Below are 18234 nucleotides of genomic sequence, written 5' to 3'. Positions count from 1 at the left end.
GTCTGCCGGCTCGTATGCGGCCGGGCTTCGATGGTCACCCTATAGGAACAAAAGCCGGCCCGGGAAACCCCGGACCGGCTTTCAGGATCGAGACAAATCGTCTTACTTCGACGGAATCTGCAGTTCCTTGCCGATCGTCAGATGGCGTGGCGCCGGCGTGCCGTTGGCCTCGGAAATCCTCGTCCAGAGCGCACCGTCACCGTAGAACTGCTCGGCAAGATCCCAGAGCGTATCGCCAGCCGCGATGACGTGGTTGGTCGGCGTGTTCGGGGCAAGCGCAGCGGGAGCTTCGGCCGTGGGTGCTGCCGGAGCCGTGGCGGGTTGCGATGCCGCCGGGGAGGCAGGCGCAGCAGGCGCGGCCTCGGTGGTTGCCGGCGCTTCGGTTCCGGAGGCCGCAACTTGTGTCACGCGGCCGTCCGTATAGGGCTTGTAGGGCGAGTGCGCGGCCAGGTATTCGGCGGTCACGTCGGCAAGGTCCGGCCCGAAGTCGTAGGCGTTCTTACCGGCCGTCTCGAAGATCGAATAGCCGTCGCCACCTGCGCGCATGAAGTTGTTGGTGACCACGCCATAGCTCTTCGCGTCGTCGAGCGGCACGAAGGCATCGCCTTCCTTGACCTTGACCGATACGACACGGCTGCCAGCGGGCTTGGCTTTGTCGAACGTGTATTTCAGGCCCGACACCTGCGGGAAGCGGCCGGCGCCCTCCTCGATCTTGCCGAGGCCGTTTTCGAGCGCCTTGCGGATATCGGCGCCCGTCAGCTGGAAGGTCGCAAGCGTGTTCTGGAACGGCAGCACGGTGATGACTTCGCCCTGCGTGACGTCGCCGGCATCAATCGAGGCACGCAGCCCACCGCCGTTCTGGATGGCGATGCTCATGCCCTGGCTTTTGCCGCGGTCGAGCATGGCGTCGGCCACGAGGTTGCCCATCGAGCATTCCTCGACGCGACACACGGTGCGGTCGCCTTGGATCGGGGCCTGGCTGGAGCCGATGACCTTCTCGCGCAGCTCCTCGATCGGCTTGGCAAGTTCGGCGATCCGGGCGGTCAGCGTCGGATCGGGCATGAAGGAGGAATCGATCAGGATCGGGTCGCCCTTGGCTCCCTTGACGACGCCGTTGTCATCGAAGGTGACGACGATGTCGCCGAGATACTTGCTGTAGGACGCGGCCTGGACCACCGGCACCTTGTAGCCGCCGGGATTGTCGACCATCGTCGGGTAGGGCCCCTCGGCCTTCGGGTCGGTGTTGGACAGCAGGCTGTGCGAATGGCCGCCGACGACGACATCCACGTCAGGAATCTTGGCGATGGCTGCGAGGTCGCGGGGATAGCCGACATGGGTCAAAGCGATGATCTTGTTGACGCCCTGCTTCTTCAGGTCTTCGACGGCTGCCGTGATGGTCTGCACGTCGTCGGCGATCATCACCTTGGGACCGGGCGAGGAGAGTTCCTCCGTGTCGTTGGTCACGGCGCCAACGATGCCGATCTTCTGGCCGCCGACGTCGAGCACCAGCGAAGGCTTGATGCGGTCGCCGAGCTTCGAGCCGTCGCCGGCCAACACATTGGCTGAAATGACAGGGAATTGCACCTTGTCGAGGAAAGTTGCCAGGCCATCCTCGCTGTCGTCGAACTCGTGGTTGCCGACGGTCATCACGTCGAACTTCATGTCGTTCAGCACTTCGGCTTCGGCCGCACCCTTGTATGTCGTGTAGAAAAGCGAGCCCTGGAAATTGTCGCCGGCATTGAGCAGCAGCACGTTCTTGCCATCGAGAGCCTGTCGGCGCTGGTCGATCGCGGTCTTCAAGCGCGCCGCCCCCCCGAAGCATTCCTTCTTGGCCTCTTCATCGGCCGAGCAGGTGGAATCAAACTTGTTGATTGACTCGATGCGCGAATGGAAATCGTTGATATGAAGAATATTGAGTTCGTAATCGGCAAAAGCGGCGCCGCTCGACAGCGCCAGCATCGACGCGGTCAGCAGACCGAATTGAAATGATTTCGTCATCCTGCTCTCCTGATTTTTTGGGCGAAGCCTTTGACCCCTGCGGCTGCGCCGTCCCTGCGTGATCGATGTTTCCACCTAGCACTAGCGGCGGCAAGAGAAAAAGCTGTGACAGCCTCGACGCTTTCCAAGAGCGGCAAACAAAAAAGCTCCCACAAAGGCCTAATGCAGTTCACTTAGTGAGCTGCGGGCAAGTTTGATGGTTCAGGATGGGGATTCGTTTTCCCATCCTGTTTTTGTTTGTGATGTCACGCACCCTTGGACATTCGGCCGAATTATCGGCTCTTTCGCAGGCGATCGACCCGGACTGGATCGCTCAGGCTCTCGCCACGACAGGCAAGGCGAGCATCCGCAAGCGCAAGCTGCCAGCCGAGCAGGTCGTCTGGCTGGTGATTGCGTTGGCCCTTTATCGTCATCAGTCGATCCCGGAGGTGGTGGCCCATCTTGATCTGGTTTTGCCCGATGAGGTCAACGCGGATATTGCCAAGAGCGCGTTGACACAGGCACGGCAGCGCTTGGGTCAGGCACCGTTGGCGCAGTTGTTTGCAATGAGTGCATCATGCTGGGATGAACGCCACCAATCCGGGCGTGCCTGGCGGGGTCTTTGTCGTTATGCCGTGGACGGCAGCACGCTGCGGACGTCCGACAGCCCGGAGAACCGGGCGCATTTTGGAGCGCAGGCCTACGCGTCTGGTGTTGTCGCAAGCTATCCGCAATTGCGGCTGCTGACGCTGACGGCGCTGGCGACGCATCTGGTGCGTGATGCGGTGTTCGGAGCCTATGGCACAAACGAGATGCTCTATGCCAAAAGCCTGCTCGACCGGGTTCCGGACCATTCGCTGACGGTCTTCGACAAGGGCTTCTTCAGTGCCAGCCTTCTCTTGCAATTGCAGACGAAGGGACATGAGCGTCACTGGCTGATTCCGGCCAAAGCCAACAGCACATGGGAACGACTGGATCCGCACCCCACCGATTATCGGGTGCGCATGAAGGTCTCGCCCCAGGCGCGGCAGGCAGAACCGGACTTGCCGGCCTTCTGGGAGGTCAGGGCCATCGAGACGACCACCAGCCATGGCAAAAAGCGCATATTGTTGACATCGCTGATGGACAGACAAACTTATCCGGCAAGCGAAATCGTCCATCAGTATGAAGAGCGATGGCGCATCGAGACAAGTTATCGCGAACTCAAGCAGGAGCTTCTCGGTAGCGAACTGACCCTGCGAAGCGGCACGCCGGAGACTGTCTATCAGGAGGTCTGGGGCGCGTTGCTGGCCTACAATCTGGTGCGGCTCGAAATGGCAGAGGTCGCGACCGAAGCCCAAGTCGAGCCAACCCGACTAAGCTTTATCACAGCCCTGCATTACCTGCGTCACGAATGGGGATGGATGGCGATCGAAGCACCCGGCAAAATCCCCGCCCACCTCACCAGATTGAGAAACAGATTGGCAGACTTGCTGCTGACAGAAAAACGGGGGCGATCATGCCCCCGTGTCGTCAAAAAACTGCCTGCCAGATACCCGATAAGAGCCGTAAGCAAACCTAAGTGAACTGCATTACCCACAAAGGGGAGCTTTCGTCGTTCGGTGTCGGTGGACCTTTACATGCGGCGCGTCAAGGTGAACTGCGCCCCGGCATCCGAGGTGCAGTTCAACTGGCTCTGGGCCACCAGCGCGCAGTTGACCTTGGACTGCGTCTTGCGCACCAGCGACGTCATGTTGATCTCGACGAGCGACGGAGAGGTGTTCACATAGGTGCCAGAAGCGAGAAGCTGGTTGCTGTCGGTCGTGCGGGTGGTGAACGTTCCCGACTGGAAGGTCGAGATGATGCCGTTCGGATCCGCCCATGAGCCTTCAACGCCCGTTGGTGCCGGATTTGCGGCGACCGGCGTCGGGCGTGGCGACGACATGGTGCAAGCAGCCAAGGCTGCGGCAGCGCCGACGAGGGCAACGAGGGTTCTGATTTTCATGAGCTTCTCCCGGCGATCGGAACGAAAACTATCCGTGTGGTTGTGGAAAGACATGGCGCGGGCTCGGCGGGAAGGCAAGTCTCCAGCTAGAGGCGGCGGCATTTATACAGCAAGCGTTACAAAAATGCCCGCCTTGCGGCGGGCAACTTCGGATGTGGTGCGGGCTAAGATCAACGAACGAGGATGTTCTTGAACTGCCACGGATCCTTGGTGTCGATCTCTTCCGGGAAGAGTCCCGGGCGACCGTCCAGCGGCGTCCAGTCGGTGTAGTGGCCTTCGACGGGTCCGAGGTATTGCGTCTGCACCTCGAGGCAGCGCTTGTAGTCGATCTCGTCGGCTTCAACGATGCCGGCGTCCGGGTTTTCGAGCGCCCAGACCATGCCGGCGAGAACAGCGGAGGTCACCTGCAGGCCGGTGGCGTTCTGGTAAGGAGCGATACGGCGGGTTTCTTCCAGCGACAGACGCGAGCCGTACCAGTAGGCGTTCTTTTCGTGGCCGTAGAGCAGGACGCCGAGTTCGTCGATGCCGTCCTCCAGTTCGTCCTCATCGAGAACGTGGTGAACGGGCTGCGACGTGCCGCCATTGCCGAACATTTCGTGCAGCGACAGCACGGCGTCGTTGGCCGGATGATAGGCGTAGTGGCAAGTCGGGCGGAATGTCGCTTCGCCATCCTTGTCGCGAACCGTGAAGTAATCCGCGATCGAGATCGACTCGTTGTGGGTGACGAGGAAGCCGTACTGCGGGCCGGGCGTCGGGCACCAGGTGCGAACGCGGGTATTGGCACCCGGCTGCTCGAGGTAGATTGCCGCCTTGCAACCCTTCTTATGCTTCTTGCCGTTCTTCGGCATCCAGTTTTCGTGAGTGCCCCAGCCGAGTTCGGCCGGCTGCAGGCCTTCGGAGATGAAGCCTTCGACCGACCAGGTGTTCCAGAAGACGTTGAGCGGCTTCGGGTGCTTGGTGCGCTGCGTGTCACGTTCGGCGATGTGGACGCCCTTGACGCCGACCTTCTTCATCAGCTTTGCCCAGCCTTCGCGGTCGTGCTGATCCGGCTCCTCGAACTTCAGGCCGATATCGTTTGCAAGATTGACGAGGGCCTTCTTGACGAACCACGAGACCATGCCCGGGTTGGCGCCGCAGGTCGAAACGGCGGTCGCGCCGCCCGGGTTCTTCGCCTTTTCCTTGCGCAGGGTTTCGCGCAGCGCGTAGTTGGTGCGGTCGGCATTTTTCATGCTCTTGTCGAAATAGAAGCCGAGCCAGGGTTCGACGACGGTGTCGATGTAGAGAGCGCCGAGCTTGCGGCAGAGCTTCATCAGGTCGACCGACCCGGTATCGACGGAAAGATTGACGCAGAAGCCTTGGCCGCCGCCTTCGGTCAGAAGCGGCTTCAGCAGCTCCTTGTAGTTGTCCTTGGTGACATGCGACTTGATGTGCCTGACGCCGTGCTTTGCCATGATTTCGGTGTGATCTGCATCGTCGCGCGGGTCGATGACTACCATCCGGCTCTTGTCGAACTTGAAGTGGCGCTCGATCAGCGGCAGCGTGCCGCGGCCGATGGAGCCAAAGCCGATCATCACGATCGGGCCGGTAATTTCGGCATATACCGGGTGGGTCTTTTCCGTCATTCTTTTCTCCTGTGGAAGGCGACGAAGGCGATGAGCCCTAAGAATTCATCTGAAATGGCGCAGATTATGCGAAGTGACCGGCTCTAACCATAAAACCACGTCACAATAAAGAGCGTTCGGGCCGGGAAGACAAATATCAGTCAGGAAAGAGGGCGTCTAAGAGCGCCCGAAGCTTGGCGGTAAGCTCTGCCTTCTGCAAGGTCAGGCCCTTGTAGGCCGCCTGCTGCTCATAGAGGCCATCCAGTTGCGCGGCGAAACTTGCGGCGAGTTTGCCGGCATTCGGATGATGGGCGATGGCCGCGATGGGATCGACATAGACGCGGATGGTGAAGAGGATATCGCCCGACGCCGGCAGCCTGCGCAGTGTCTGACGCTCGACGCGCGCAAAGCGCTCGGCAAGCGTGAACGGTTCGGAAGACGGCGGGCGACGGTGCTTGGAAAGCGGCAGGAAGAGATCGTCGGTGACGTTGACGGACCAGTTCAGCCGCTCGACCGGCTGCGAGACCTGCAGATTGTCGAAGATGCGGGTGATGAGCGCCGCATTGCGCGTCCCTTCGCCGAAACCCGGCACATCGGCGTGGATTGCCTGCATCGGGCGGCCGAACTTTTCCTTAAGCGACCAGGAAGACGGGAAGGCAACGAAGCCGGCGACGAGATGCCAGCCGTCCTCCTCGCGACGCATGATGACGAGATCGTCCTGCACCAGCAGTCCGGCGCGCAGCAAGGCAGGCGCGTCCCGGTCGGCGGCATCGGCAATGTTGTGGGCGAGCTCCGGATGGCATTCTGAAAGGTGAACCTGCAGGAGATCGAAAACCTCCTGTTGCGCCTCCGCGGTCTCCTTCTTGGCGACGAAGATCTCGTCGCGATGGCTCTCGATCAGTCGTCGCTTTTCACCGGTATAGCGGCCCCAATCGCCATCCGGTTCGATCCATCGGGCAAGATCGAGTGGCATCAAGCCGATGGTGAACGGGCGGGCGGAGCCGTCATAGGGCGTGTAGGCCGGAAGCGTCATGACCGCACTCTATGCCGTCAACGTCCCCTGATGGAAGACCATCCGCCACTGACCGCGGGCATCATGGTGCCAGATGGAGCTGCGCAGCGATCTGATGGGTGGGCCGCTCGTGGTGGACCGCGCCGCCCTGTAGGTGACGAGCGCCAGGTCGGGTGAGAGCAATTGCATCTCGAAATCGGTCAACGTGCGCGTTGTTCCATCCGGCGGCTCGGCGAGCAGGGCGACGATGATCTCCTCATAAAGATACAGGCCGCCGGAAGCGCCGATCTCCCGAAAGTCGGGCGAGAGAAGAGATTCGAGCGCAGGGCGCGAATTGCGCACCTCCGGCTCGAACAGCCGTTGTTCCAGAGATTGAAGATGCTCGCTGAGGTCGCTCATGCCACTGCCACGTTGGTGCGTTCAGCCTTTCAAAATATCCAATCCCGCCGCCGTCGTGGTGATGGCGACCTCGGTGATATCGTATTCGGCTACGCCATGGATGGTGAAGGGGTCTTGTGCAACATAGGCCTCGATTTCGGCGCGCTGACCGACCGAAAGGATAACACCGCCGGTGCGCGGCACCTTGCGGCCAGAGCCAAGAAACCACCCCTTTGCGTATCCGTGCTTCACCCAGGCCATATGCGGCTCCATGTATTTGTCGGCTTCCTCGTTCGGCTTCACATAGGTCAGGGCGAGGATGAGCATCGCAGAATTTCCTTTCAGTGTTGCGTTCTGACGCATGTGAATATTCAATTGGCGTGCAACCATCCATATTCTTTTTAGAGTTCTGCGCCAAACTGCGAACCGTTGATTTCAGCACGCCCGGAACAATTGGATGAACCAGATATCTGAGCGGCTTGCCGAATTGCAGGAAGACAGCGCCGTCCTGATCGCCATGTACGATCAGGAAGACCGGTTGCGCTATGCAAACGCGGCCTTTCGTTCGACTTACGCCTTAGAACCTGATGAGACGCCGTTGTGGTCGGAACTCATGCGCCGCAACACGCGAGCGGGCAGGGGCACGATCATTCGCACAGCCGATTTCGAGACATGGCTCGTTTCCGCACAATCGCGCCGCGGCAAGCTGCCGTTCCGGGCGTTCGAAACCGACGTCGTCGGCGGCCGCTGGTTCTGGATGACCGAGACGGTGCAGAAGGACGGCTGGATGCTCTGCATCGCCAGCGACATTACGCATCTGAAGCAAAGCGGGCGCGAGGTGCGGCAGGACCGTGATTTTGCGTTGCGGGCCTCGCAGACGGATGAACTGACGAGCGTTTCCAACCGTCGTTTCATGATGGCGGCGTTGGAAAGCCTGATAGCACGTCAAGACTTTGCCAATGCAGGCGTCATCGGCTGCATCTGCATCATCGATCTCGACTTCTTCAAGCGCATCAATGACATCTATGGCCACCAGTTCGGTGATGATGTGCTGATCGATTTCTCGCGCCGCCTGCAGCCGGTCATCCGCCGACGTGACAGCTTCGGGCGGATCGGTGGCGAGGAATTCATGCTGATCCTGCCGGATACAACTCTGGCGCAGGCTGAGCTGATCATCGACCGCATAGTCAGGATGGTGCGCGGCGCCCGCCCCATACCGACGGTACCTTCCTTCGGTTACACATGCTCGGCGGGCCTGGCGGAGTTGCGGCCCGGCGAGACGGCGCGCGAAGTCTATGCCCGCGCCGACGAGGCCTTGTATAACGCCAAGCAGAGCGGCCGCGATCGGCTGAAGATCGTGGCCTAGCCGATAAGCCGGGCCGGGATCAGTCCACGCAGCGAATTGCCCACATAGAGTTTTCCTGCCGTCAGATCTTTCACAGAGAGGCGTCCAACGCGTGCCTTGCGCTGGCAGATCAGTTCTGTGCGCAGCACGCCGGCCAGCAGGCCGCAAGAAATTGGAGGCGTGCCAAGCGTGCCGGATCCGTCGTCGAGGAAGACGGAGGTGATCGTGCCTTCGCAGACTTCGTCACGTTCGTTGAGAAGCAACATCTCGTCGGCTTCGACGGTCGCGCATTCGGCGCGCGCGGCCTCGTAGACCCCACGGCGCGTGGTCTTCAGCCGCAGCAATCTGTCAGTGGAATCGACGCGGGTGTCGGCGATCCTAATCGTCCATTCGGTGCCTGCCGGCGCCGGCACGAAGGGACCCGAGGTCACGTCGATGCGCCCCATGCGATCAAGCGTCAGCCGCATGCGCAGAGCCGTCGTGGCGCCGGCAACGGCCTCCTCCAATTTCGCAGCAGCATTCGTGGGGTCGGGAAAGCCGATGCGACGGGCGGAGCGGGAAAGGCGGGCAAGATGCAGGTGCAGCCGAACGAAGCCGGCTTCCGGTTCCCAGCGCAGCGTTTCGATCAGCGAGAAGTCGCTCATCACGCGATCTCCTGATCACCGATGGCGAAGCGCGCCTTCAGCAGGCACTCCTCGTACTCAGCCTCGGCAGTCGAATCGAAGACGATGCCGCCGCCAACATTGAAGACGGCCTTGCCGCCGGCAAACAAGCTGATGGTGCGGATCGCGACGGAGAAGCGCATGGCGCCGCTTGGCGAAATCATGCCGATCGCGCCGCAATAGGCGTCGCGCGGCACGTCTTCCAACTGGTGCAGGATCTGCATGGCGCGGAGTTTCGGGGCACCGGTGATCGATCCGCAGGGAAAGAGCGCGGCGAAGATATCGCGGATTTCAAGATCAGGAAGAAGTCTCGCCTGCACGTGGCTGACCATCTGGTGCACGGTTGGGTAGGTCTCGATGTCGAACAGCTTGGGAACGTCGAGCGTGCCGACTTCTGTGATGCGCGAGATGTCGTTGCGCAGCAGGTCGACGATCATGCGGTTTTCGGCCTGGGTTTTGATATCCTCGCGCATCGCGGCAATGATCGCGGCGTCCTCGACGTCGCTCGCTCCGCGTTTTGCCGTCCCCTTCATTGGGTGGGTTTCGATCCAGCCTTCCTCGTCCGTGCGGAAGAAGAGTTCGGGCGAGCGTGAAAGGAGGACCGGGCCGCCGAGATCGACAAGCGCGCCGTATTTCACCGGCTGCCGTTCGATCAGTGACCAGAATGCCGCGCGCGGATCGCCACTCCAGTGGGCGGTGATCGGCATGGTCAGGTTCGCCTGGTAGCAATCGCCCTGGCGCAGATGCCAATGCAGGCGGTCAAAGCGTCGCTTATAGGTAGTGAAATCCCAGCCGGCCTTGGGTTCGCTCAGGAATTCCTCGTTCTCGCTGCGCTGCTTGGGCTGGGCAAGCGGATGGGTATCGGCCCGCGGGGCATCGAAGACACCGAAGGCGAGAAGCGGCGTTTCCCGACCTTCACTCGTGAAGGCTGCCATCTTTTCCTCGAAGAGGTAACCAGCCTCATAGGCCATGTAGCCCGCCAGCCACTTGCCTGCGGCTTTTGCCTCTTCCATGCGAGAAAGTCCCGCAAAGACCTCGGCGCGCGTCCGGGCGATGATGATCTCCGACGGATCGGAAAAGAGCATCACTTCCCCGGTCGTATCGTCCCGGAAGAGGATGTGTGGCTCTGAAATTGTCATCCGCGCTCCCGTCTGCTGACATCGATTGCTCTGGACTTCCGCATTCCTGTGACAAGCACAGGAATGCGGGAGAAGGGGGCTACCTTCATCCTTCCTCGTGAGCGTTGCAGACAATGCCCGTCGGTCGCTCCGCCCGCCGCAACGAGCAGCAGATGCAGCTTGTGGTCGGCCTCGCTGTGGCGTCTCAGCCTCTATCAAGCGCTTCCAATTCGTCGATCAGCCCTTCGATCATCGACAGGCCCTTGCTCCAGAACGACGGATCAGTCGCATCGAGGCCGAAAGGCTTCAGCAGCTGCGAATGGTGCTTGGTGCCGCCGGCCTTCAGAAGTTCGAAATACTTCTCCTGGAAGCCCTTGTCGGGCTTCTGATAGACGGCATAGAGCGAGTTCACCAGGCAATCGCCGAAGGCATAGGCGTAGACGTAGAAGGGCGAGTGAATGAAGTGCGGGATGTAGGCCCAGTAGGTCTCGTAGCCCTCTGATATCTTGATTGCCGGTCCGAGGCTCTCCGACTGCACGGACAGCCAGAGTTCGCCGATGTCCTCCGGCGTCAGTTCGCCCGCCTTGCGGGCCGTGTGGACCTTACGCTCGAACTCGTAGAAAGCAATCTGGCGCACGACCGTGTTGATCATGTCCTCGACCTTCTGAGCGAGCATCGCTTTGCGTTCGCGCTTGTCCTTCGTCTTGTCGAGGAGTGCCCGGAAGGTCAGCATTTCGCCGAAGACCGAGGCCGTTTCGGCGAGAGTGAGCGGCGTCTGGCACATCAAGGCGCCCTGGGCGCTGGCGAGGACCTGATGCACGCCGTGGCCGAGCTCATGTGCAAGCGTCATCACGTCGCGCGGCTTGCCGAGATAGTTGACGAGCACATAGGGGTGGGCCGATGGGACCGTCGGATGCGCGAAGGCGCCAGGCGCCTTGCCGGGGCGGACCGGCGCGTCGATCCATTGTTCGTCGAAGAAGCGTTTGGCGATCGCAGCCATCTCCGGCGCGAAGTCGCCGTAGGCAGAAAGCACGGTGTCCTTCGCCTCGCTCCAGGAGATGACGGCGTTGGAGGTCTCCGGCAGCGGCGCGTTGCGGTCCCAGAAGTTCATCTGGTCCATGCCGAGCCACTTTGCCTTCATCTTATAATAGCGGTGCGAGAGGCGCGGGTAAGCTTGCTTGACGGCGGCAGCGAGCGCATCGACCACGTCGCGCTCGACGCGGTTGGCAAGGTGCCTGCTATCGGCAATGTCCTCGAAGCCGCGCCAGCGGTCGGAAATGTCCTTGTCCTTGGCGAGCGTGTTGGTGATCAGCGTGAAGGTGCGGAGGTTTTCCTTGAAGGTCTTGGCCAATGCCATCGCGGCCTTGTGGCGAACCTCGGGGTCCTTTTCCTGCAGCATGTTCAGGGTGACTTCCAGCGGGAGCTTTTCGCCGTCGATGTCGAAGCGCAGTTCCGTCATCGTCTCGTCAAACAGGCGATTGAAGGCGGCCGCCGACGTCATCGATTTTTCGAGGAAGAGCTGTTCCAGCTTGTCGTCCAGCTGGAAGGGCTTGTCCTTGCGCAGGTCGACGAGCCAAGGGCGATAGTGGCCGGCATCCGGATCGTTCGCCATGCAGGCATCGATGACCGCATCGTCGATGCGGTTGAGTTCGAGTGCGAAGAAAAGAAGGTGGCTGGAAAACTCGGTGATCTTCGCTTGCGCGTCGCCATATAGCTTGCCGTTGACCGGGTTTGACGTGTCGGAGAAATAGGTGAGGCCGGCAAAGGAGCCGAGGCGGCCGATGATGTCGTCCAGCGCCTCGTATTCCTTCAGCGCCTGGCCGATGCCCTCGGTGCCCGTCCTGGTCGCGGCGTCGGCAAGCTTGCCCTTCCACTTCTCTTCGAAGGCGATTGCCTGTTTGCCGGCCTTGTCCATGTCGCCGGTGAAGGCCGTCGAGGTTGCGGAAGGGTAGAGGTCCTGCAGTTTCCACGTCGGCAACTCGCCGAGGGCGGCATCCGTCGCGGAGGCAGCCGAACTCGCCGAAAATTTAATGGCGGTGCCGGAGAGCGTGTTTTTCATCATCGGGGTCCTCTTCCTCTTTTGCGACAGGCTTGACTGTCTATGCGCCCAAAGGCTTGGCATCAAGGGGTTTTCGGTTGCTCGCAAGCTCCGTTTCGGGTCGGATTCAGTGCCGTCACAAACGTTAAAATGCAATTGTTTCTCAAAACTGGATGTTCAAGCCTTTCTGCCAGAGTGCGTCTCAGGTTTCGCATGAAGTGAGGCAGCAATGACCGGTTACAATGAGCTCAAGGGTGCAGCGCAGATTCTTGTCGTCGAGGACGACCCAATCCAGCGTCGGCTGCTCAAGAATGCGATCGAGCGTCACGGCCACGTCGTCCATCAGGCCGAAAACGGCCGGATCGGTCTGGAGATGGTGAAGAGAGGCAGCGGCCTCTACAACATCATCGTTCTTGACTTGATGATGCCCGAGATGACGGGTCTCGAATTCCTCGAGGCACTGCACGAGTTCGGCACTCATGTTCCGGTGATTGTCCAGACGGGGCAAGGCGGTATCGAGACCGTGGTGCAGGCCATGCGTGCCGGCGCCTTCGATTTCGTCGTCAAGCCGGTTTCTCCCGAGCGGATCGCCAATTCGATCTCAAACGCCCTGAAGCTCGACCAGCGCGAGGTCAAGGCGCGCGCCGGCCGTCGGTCGCGCTCCGGTGCCGTCGGTTTCGACGACATCGTTTCGGCCAGCCCGGCGATGCTGCGCGTCATCGATCTGGCGCAACGCGCCGCGCAGTCGAACATTCCTGTCGTGCTCGAAGGCGAGTCCGGCGTCGGCAAGGAACTGGTGGCCCGCGCCATCCAGTCCGGCAGCGACCGGTCCGGCAAGCCGTTCGTCACGGTCAATTGCGGCGCCATTCCACACAATCTGGTCGAAAGCATCCTCTTCGGTCACGAGAAGGGTGCCTTTACCGGCGCCACCGATCGGCATATCGGCAAGTTCATGGAGGCCGATGGCGGCACGATCTTCCTCGACGAGATCGGCGACTTGCCGCTCGAGGTCCAGGTCAAGCTGCTGCGCGCTGTGCAACAGGGGGAAATCGAGACCGTTGGCGCGCGCACGGCGCACAAGGTCAATGTCCGCCTGATTTCGGCAACCAACAAGGACCTGATCGAAGAGGTCAAGAACGGCCACTTCCGCGAGGACCTGTACTATCGCCTGAACGTCTTCCCGATCACCATCCCGGCGCTGCGCAAGCGCAAGGAGGATATTCCGCACCTCGTGCGGGTCTTCGCCGAGCGCTTCTCCAGCGAGCAGAAGGGCAGCCACCGCATGTCGGTGAGCTCCGGTGCTTTGGCCTTGCTCACTGCCTATGACTGGCCGGGTAACATCCGCCAGCTCGAGAACGCCATCTTCCGCGCGGTCGTCCTTGCCGAGGGGGGCGAACTGACCGAAGCAGACTTCCCGCAGATCGCCGCGCAGCTGCCCGAATACGAGGTCGTCGATCACTTGGCGCTGGTCGCAGACAACACACGCCACGACCGGCAAAACGACTTCTCGACCGAAGACTATCCGGCCCATCAGGCCAGCGTCGAAGAGGCGGTCGCACGAATCACGGAGGCGCCGGACAACGCGATTGCAAGCACAAATCCTGCCGGAGACGTGCGAAAGCTTGCGGATGTGGAGGAGGAACTGATCCGATTCGCCCTTAAATTCTATCGCGGGCAGATGAGTCAAGTGGCCCGAAAACTGGGCATCGGGCGATCCACATTGTACCGAAAACTCAAGGATTACGGCATCGATCCGGACAATCCGCAGAAGGACGCCGCATAGGTCTTCTAAATTAACATTCCGGCAATCATCTTTTGTTACCAATCATAAACCACTTGTTAGTGGCCTGTTCACTATGTAAAGAAAAGGTTGATCACGTGTGGCATTTTTGCCATCGTGTGACCGCATTTAACAGCCAACGGTGTCAAAGAGGACCATCGGCTGTCTGACGGGGATTGAGTTTGCCGGATCTGAATGGGAATACGAGACCTTCGCGCTTGAGCTGGCGCCCAAGGTACACGGACCTTTGCGGAAAGGTGTTTAGGACGGTTATGGCCGCCCTTCTCGCACTCGTCGTTTCGTCACCAGTTCTGGTCAGCTCGCCTTCCGAGGCGGCCGGCGAAACACGCAGTCTCAAACTCTATTTCATTCACACCGGCGAAAAGGCCGTCATCACCTACAAGCGAAACGGCCGGTACGATCCGAAGGGTCTGCAGCAGCTGAACCGATTCCTTCGCGACTGGCGCAAGAACCAGCCGACGAGAATGGACCCCCGCCTTTTCGACCTCATCTGGGAAGTCTACCGCCAGAGCGGCTCGCGCGACTATATCAACGTCGTCTGCGGCTTCCGTTCGCCGGCCACCAACGCCATGCTGAAGGGCCGCTCGCGCAATTCCGGCGTCGCCGAGAAGAGCCAGCACATGCTCGGCAAGGCGATGGATTTCTTCATTCCTGATGTCAAACTCGCCACTTTGCGCGGCATTGGCATGAAAATGCAGGTCGGCGGCGTTGGATTCTATCCGAAATCCGGCTCTCCCTTCGTTCACATGGATGTCGGCGGCGTCCGCGCCTGGCCGCGCATGAGCCGCGAAGAACTGGTCCGGCTTTTCCCGAACGGCAACACGATGCACATCCCATCGGATGGCCGTCCGCTGCCGGGTTACGAGCAGGCCGTGGCCGATTACAAGCGCCGCGTGAGCTCTTCGCAGGTGCAGATGGCAAGCTCCGGCGCTTATTCGGGCTCGTCATCGAGCGACCAGCCCAAACACAAGACGCTGTTTGCCGCCCTGTTTGGGGGTGGCGCCGACGAGGCTGAAGACAGTTCCGATGATGATAGCAGCGCAGCCGTGGCGGTCGCCAAGGCGTCGCCGCCGACGGCTGACATGCCAAACGCCGCCAATCCCGGCGAGCAAGTGCCCGCGCAGGCTACCGAAGTCGCAAACGTAACCGCGCCGGTTCCGCAGGTGCGTCCGGCGTTCGCCAATCAGCAAGGCGGTAGCGAGGTGGCTAGCGCCCTTGTCGCTCCGCAATCCGGAAACGCAGCGCAACAGGCCCTTTCTGCTGTGACTGAGCAAGGTCAGCAGCAGTTCGCGGATCTCAGCGCCTACAGCGTACCGGTGCCTTCTCTGCTTGGACCGCGCCGCTCTGCGGGTGACGCGGAAGTCGCTTCGGCCGATCCGGCTGCGGGGACGGGGAGCCTCACAGCAGTTCCGAGGCCGGCTGAACGACCGGCGCTTGCCGAAAAGCTTCTGGCAGCGGCGAAGGCCGATGCTGAAGCCGAAGACGACGTGGCAGACCAGGAGGATACGCTTTCTCCGGCCGTTGCCGATGCCCTTGACCAGCAGAATGGTGACGACGACCGTCAGGTCGCGTCCAGCCAGCCGCCGGTCACGAGCGTCGAGCAGGTTATCAACGCGGCAACGCCACAAAAGGTTCCAAGCGAAAAGTCGCCACTGCAGCTTGCCGCTCTCGCGCCTGCCACGAAGTCCGCAAGCTTCGGCGATGCCTTCGATGCACCGAAGTCGGCGGATGCCAATGGGCTGTCGCAGGGCCTGCCGACCAAGGGTGGCCGCCCGACGAAGCATGAGGCCGCAGAAGCCGACGCCAGCCGTGCGACGGTTCGCACCGAGCCGAAGCTGACGCAGAAGATCATCTCGCAGTGGGCGCTCACCAATGCCCGCATGGAAATGGTCACCAGGCCGGTCAAGGCGCCGCGCTTCGTCAGCCAGACGCTGCGTGCCCAGCCGACTGCAGTCTATGCCGAAGGCTTCACCAAGACGGCCTCCATCGATCCGGGCCGCTTCAGCGGCAGCGCCGTCAACTTCATGGAAGTGCGGAAGTTCGACTCGAACTAAGGGCGACAAGGAAGAGTTTGGAAGGGCCGTCGGAGCGATCCGGCGGCTCTTTTGTTTTGCGGACTGTGGCGGAAAGTCGCGCAGTGAGACGTCGCTTCCTGAAGAGCGGGGTTGATTTTCATTTCCATGTCGAGAATAAAGCTCCTCCGATATTCTCTCAAAGTGAAGCTATGGATCTGTCGTCAATCGAAATTTTCAAGGCGGTCGCATCTCATTGCAGCGTCACGAAGGCGGCGGCGGCAGTCGGCCGCGCACCGTCGAACGTCACGACGCGCATCCAGCAGCTCGAAGAGGATCTCGCGGTGGCGCTGTTCAGCCGCGACGGCAAGAAGATGTCGCTGACGCGCGAAGGCTTGATCTTCCTATCCTATGCGACGCGGCTTGCCGATCTGGCGGAGGAAGCAAGGCAGGCCGTGCGTCCGCTGGCGGTATCGGGCACACTTCGCGTCGGAACGATGGAGAGCACGGCCGCAAGCCGGCTTCCGGATGTGATCAGGCGGTTTGGATCGCTTTGGCCCCACGTCTCCCTGCAGCTCACAATGGGAGCAACGCGAGACCTCATGCAGAGCGTGCTGGCCGAAGAGCTGGACTGCGCATTGGTCGCCCGGCCGCCAGAGACGTCGCTCGACCAGACACGCTACGGGGATCTCGACCTGGGCAGGTTCGATGCGCGGCGCATCTATGTCGAGGACCTCATTCTCGTCCTTCCTCCGAAACACCCCGACGTCAAAGCCGCGGCCGACCTGCGTGTTGGGACACTTGCCGTGATGGAGCCAGGGTGCACCTATCGGCGGATGGCCGAGGAGTGGGCTCAGGGCGTCACCCCGCTGCGCACGCTGGAACTCGCCTCCTACCATGCGATACTCGCGAGCATTGTCGCCGGCAATGCCTTTGGCGTAATGCCGCGCTCGGTGTTCGATCTCTTGCGCTGGCCCGTCGACATCGTCACCGGTAAGATCGGTGCGGTGGAGACATTTCTCGTCCACCGAAAGGGCGAGCGATCGGATTCGTTCGAGGCCTTTCACGACGTCCTCATTGCCTCGCGGGGCAGGGACGGTCCCTCAATTCCCGGCGGCTGACGTCAGCCAGCATCCTTCTCTCAATCAGGCGTTCGTTTCACACACTCTTCGGTTCGTCATGTCAAATCCCAGCAGTCCAAAGGTCGATCCTCGTCACCGCTTCCGCCTCCGCCTGTTTTCGCCGATCCTGGCCGGCGCCACGCTGCGGGAGCGCATGCTTGCCTGCCTTGGCGCACTGATTGCGATCGCGCTGACCGGTATGGTCTGCGGTTACTTCTTTGGCCAGGGCTCTCATCTGCCGTTGATTGTCGCGCCGATGGGCGCTTCGGCCGTTCTCCTTTTCGCCGTGCCGGCAAGCCCGCTGGCGCAGCCATGGTCGATCATTGGCGGCAACACGATTTCCGCGATGATGGGTATCATCGCCGCGCACTTCATCCATGAGCCGATCATCGCAATTGGCGTGGGTGTCTCGCTGGCGATCGGTGCCATGTCGTTCACCCGCTGCCTGCACCCGCCCGGCGGTGCTGCGGCGCTGACCGCTGTGCTGGGCGGCCCGGCAGTGGCAAGCTGGGGGCTGCTCTTCCCCTTCGTGCCGGTGGCACTGAACTCCTGCATTCTGGTGGCGCTCGGCATTGTCTTTCACAGGCTCGGGCGGCGAAACTATCCGCATATCGCCGCTCCGGCGCCGGTCAATACGCATCAGACGATCGATCCGCCGTCCGCGACACGCAACGGTTTTCGCGAGGAGGATGTCGACGCGGCGTTGGCGAAATTCGAGGAAACCTTCGATATCGATCGCGGCGACCTGAGCCGCTTGCTGCGGCAGGTCGAGGTCGAGGCCGCCGTTCGCTCCCACGGCACTGTCCGCTGTGCCGATATCATGTCGCGCGATGTGATCGCGGTCGGCGAGAACGCCACCGCGGAAGAGGCGCGCGCTCTGCTCCTAAAGCACAATGTCCGCACGCTTCCCGTAAAGGATGGCAGCGGCCGATTGATGGGCACGGTCGGGCTGCGGGAATTGATGCAGGCCGAGCAGCTTTCCGATCACATTGCAACGGCGGCAATCGCCTCTCCGGATGCGCCCGCCATCAGCCTGTTGCCTGACCTGACGGACGGGCGCACCCACGCAGTTGTCATTGTCGATGCCGGCGGCCACGTGCTTGGGCTCATCTCGCAGACGGACCTGCTCAGCGCCATTGCTCACATGCTGCCGGAACAGACAGGGCGCATCGCCGCCTGAGATGG

At 61.3% G+C, this 18234-nt stretch carries 14 protein-coding genes and 2 pseudogenes; 7 read left to right on the top strand and 9 right to left on the bottom strand.

Annotated elements, in window-relative coordinates; genetic code table 11:
* Positions 1 to 102: 102 nt before the first annotated feature.
* Positions 103 to 1998: a bifunctional UDP-sugar hydrolase/5'-nucleotidase gene (locus WGT02_RS18810; RefSeq protein WP_024318204.1), complete on the bottom strand. Its 1896-nt coding sequence runs from the start codon at positions 1996 to 1998 to the stop codon at positions 103 to 105.
* A 206-nt stretch (positions 1999 to 2204) separates the two neighbouring features.
* On the opposite strand from WGT02_RS18810, the gene WGT02_RS18805 reads away from it, so the two are divergent.
* A complete protein-coding gene (locus WGT02_RS18805; protein ID WP_197901934.1) occupies positions 2205 to 3542 on the top strand; it encodes an IS4 family transposase in 1338 nt (445 codons plus the stop codon).
* 50 nt (positions 3543 to 3592) lie between these two features.
* Here WGT02_RS18805 and omp10 read toward each other — a convergent pair whose 3' ends face one another.
* The 5 genes from omp10 to WGT02_RS18780 all read right to left on the bottom strand — a co-directional run bounded on the left by omp10 (position 3593) and on the right by WGT02_RS18780 (position 7279).
* Positions 3593 to 3961 (bottom strand): outer membrane lipoprotein Omp10, encoded by a 369-nt coding sequence (gene omp10, locus WGT02_RS18800; protein ID WP_024318277.1) that lies wholly within the window; start codon positions 3959 to 3961, stop codon positions 3593 to 3595.
* Positions 3962 to 4131: 170 nt separating this feature from the next.
* Entirely contained in the window at positions 4132 to 5583 is a 1452-nt protein-coding gene (locus tag WGT02_RS18795) for a homospermidine synthase (protein ID WP_208249697.1), read from the bottom strand.
* Between the two features lie 136 nt (positions 5584 to 5719).
* Positions 5720 to 6595, bottom strand: a complete 876-nt coding sequence (locus WGT02_RS18790; RefSeq protein WP_208249699.1) for a DUF3445 domain-containing protein — start codon at positions 6593 to 6595, stop codon at positions 5720 to 5722.
* Positions 6596 to 6604: 9 nt separating this feature from the next.
* Complete coding sequence (locus WGT02_RS18785) at positions 6605 to 6973, bottom strand: DUF4440 domain-containing protein (RefSeq protein ID WP_024318274.1); 369 nt, start codon at positions 6971 to 6973, stop codon at positions 6605 to 6607.
* A 21-nt stretch (positions 6974 to 6994) separates the two neighbouring features.
* On the bottom strand, positions 6995 to 7279 hold the full coding sequence (locus tag WGT02_RS18780) for a YciI family protein (RefSeq protein WP_024318273.1): 285 nt from the start codon (positions 7277 to 7279) through the stop codon (positions 6995 to 6997).
* A 130-nt stretch (positions 7280 to 7409) separates the two neighbouring features.
* On the opposite strand from WGT02_RS18780, the gene WGT02_RS18775 reads away from it, so the two are divergent.
* Complete coding sequence (locus WGT02_RS18775) at positions 7410 to 8318, top strand: GGDEF domain-containing protein (RefSeq protein WP_024318272.1); 909 nt, start codon at positions 7410 to 7412, stop codon at positions 8316 to 8318.
* Here WGT02_RS18775 and WGT02_RS18770 read toward each other — a convergent pair.
* The 3 genes from WGT02_RS18770 to WGT02_RS18760 form a co-directional block, all read right to left on the bottom strand.
* On the bottom strand, positions 8315 to 8941 hold the full coding sequence (locus tag WGT02_RS18770; protein WP_024318271.1) for an aminotransferase class IV family protein: 627 nt from the start codon (positions 8939 to 8941) through the stop codon (positions 8315 to 8317). The two genes, WGT02_RS18775 and WGT02_RS18770, sit on opposite strands and share 4 nt — an antisense overlap.
* Positions 8941 to 10098, bottom strand: a complete 1158-nt coding sequence (locus WGT02_RS18765) for an aminodeoxychorismate synthase component I (protein ID WP_208249701.1) — start codon at positions 10096 to 10098, stop codon at positions 8941 to 8943. Before WGT02_RS18765 ends, WGT02_RS18770 begins: the two co-directional genes overlap by 1 nt.
* A 184-nt stretch (positions 10099 to 10282) precedes the next feature.
* The gene (locus WGT02_RS18760) at positions 10283 to 12136 is read right to left on the bottom strand and encodes a M3 family oligoendopeptidase (protein ID WP_208250556.1); all 1854 of its coding nucleotides are present in this window, start codon (positions 12134 to 12136) and stop codon (positions 10283 to 10285) included.
* 208 nt (positions 12137 to 12344) lie between these two features.
* Here WGT02_RS18760 and WGT02_RS18755 point away from each other — a divergent pair.
* From WGT02_RS18755 to WGT02_RS18735, 5 genes and pseudogenes are all read left to right on the top strand, one after another.
* A pseudogene (locus WGT02_RS18755) lies at positions 12345 to 13608 on the top strand (sigma-54-dependent transcriptional regulator); the annotation flags it as partial.
* A gap of 65 nt (positions 13609 to 13673) precedes the next feature.
* Positions 13674 to 13898: pseudogene (locus WGT02_RS18750) on the top strand (helix-turn-helix domain-containing protein); the annotation flags it as partial.
* 179 nt (positions 13899 to 14077) lie between these two features.
* Complete coding sequence (locus tag WGT02_RS18745; RefSeq protein ID WP_024318267.1) at positions 14078 to 15970, top strand: DUF882 domain-containing protein; 1893 nt, start codon at positions 14078 to 14080, stop codon at positions 15968 to 15970.
* A gap of 170 nt (positions 15971 to 16140) precedes the next feature.
* On the top strand, positions 16141 to 17049 hold the full coding sequence (locus WGT02_RS18740) for a LysR substrate-binding domain-containing protein (protein ID WP_024318266.1): 909 nt from the start codon (positions 16141 to 16143) through the stop codon (positions 17047 to 17049).
* Between the two features lie 58 nt (positions 17050 to 17107).
* The gene (locus tag WGT02_RS18735; RefSeq protein ID WP_024318265.1) at positions 17108 to 18229 is read left to right on the top strand and encodes an HPP family protein; all 1122 of its coding nucleotides are present in this window, start codon (positions 17108 to 17110) and stop codon (positions 18227 to 18229) included.
* The last annotated feature ends 5 nt before the right edge of the window (positions 18230 to 18234 follow it).

Source organism: Rhizobium sp. T1470 (genome assembly GCF_042140505.1).
GTDB lineage: Bacteria > Pseudomonadota > Alphaproteobacteria > Rhizobiales > Rhizobiaceae > Rhizobium > Rhizobium favelukesii.
Note: the sequence above shows the minus strand (reverse complement) of the source record. Positions and strands in the feature narration are given on the sequence as shown.

Coding starts and splice junctions, on each gene's coding strand:
- WGT02_RS18735 (WP_024318265.1), top strand. CDS start 17,108: ATGTCAAATCCCAGCAGTCCAAAGGTCGATCCTCGTCACCGCTTCCGC.
- omp10 (WP_024318277.1), bottom strand. CDS start 3,961: ATGAAAATCAGAACCCTCGTTGCCCTCGTCGGCGCTGCCGCAGCCTTG.
- WGT02_RS18780 (WP_024318273.1), bottom strand. CDS start 7,279: ATGCTCATCCTCGCCCTGACCTATGTGAAGCCGAACGAGGAAGCCGAC.
- WGT02_RS18795 (WP_208249697.1), bottom strand. CDS start 5,583: ATGACGGAAAAGACCCACCCGGTATATGCCGAAATTACCGGCCCGATC.
- WGT02_RS18760 (WP_208250556.1), bottom strand. CDS start 12,136: ATGAAAAACACGCTCTCCGGCACCGCCATTAAATTTTCGGCGAGTTCG.
- WGT02_RS18765 (WP_208249701.1), bottom strand. CDS start 10,098: ATGACAATTTCAGAGCCACACATCCTCTTCCGGGACGATACGACCGGG.
- WGT02_RS18810 (WP_024318204.1), bottom strand. CDS start 1,998: ATGACGAAATCATTTCAATTCGGTCTGCTGACCGCGTCGATGCTGGCG.
- WGT02_RS18805 (WP_197901934.1), top strand. CDS start 2,205: ATGGGGATTCGTTTTCCCATCCTGTTTTTGTTTGTGATGTCACGCACC.
- WGT02_RS18740 (WP_024318266.1), top strand. CDS start 16,141: ATGGATCTGTCGTCAATCGAAATTTTCAAGGCGGTCGCATCTCATTGC.
- WGT02_RS18775 (WP_024318272.1), top strand. CDS start 7,410: ATGAACCAGATATCTGAGCGGCTTGCCGAATTGCAGGAAGACAGCGCC.
- WGT02_RS18770 (WP_024318271.1), bottom strand. CDS start 8,941: ATGAGCGACTTCTCGCTGATCGAAACGCTGCGCTGGGAACCGGAAGCC.
- WGT02_RS18790 (WP_208249699.1), bottom strand. CDS start 6,595: ATGACGCTTCCGGCCTACACGCCCTATGACGGCTCCGCCCGCCCGTTC.
- WGT02_RS18785 (WP_024318274.1), bottom strand. CDS start 6,973: ATGAGCGACCTCAGCGAGCATCTTCAATCTCTGGAACAACGGCTGTTC.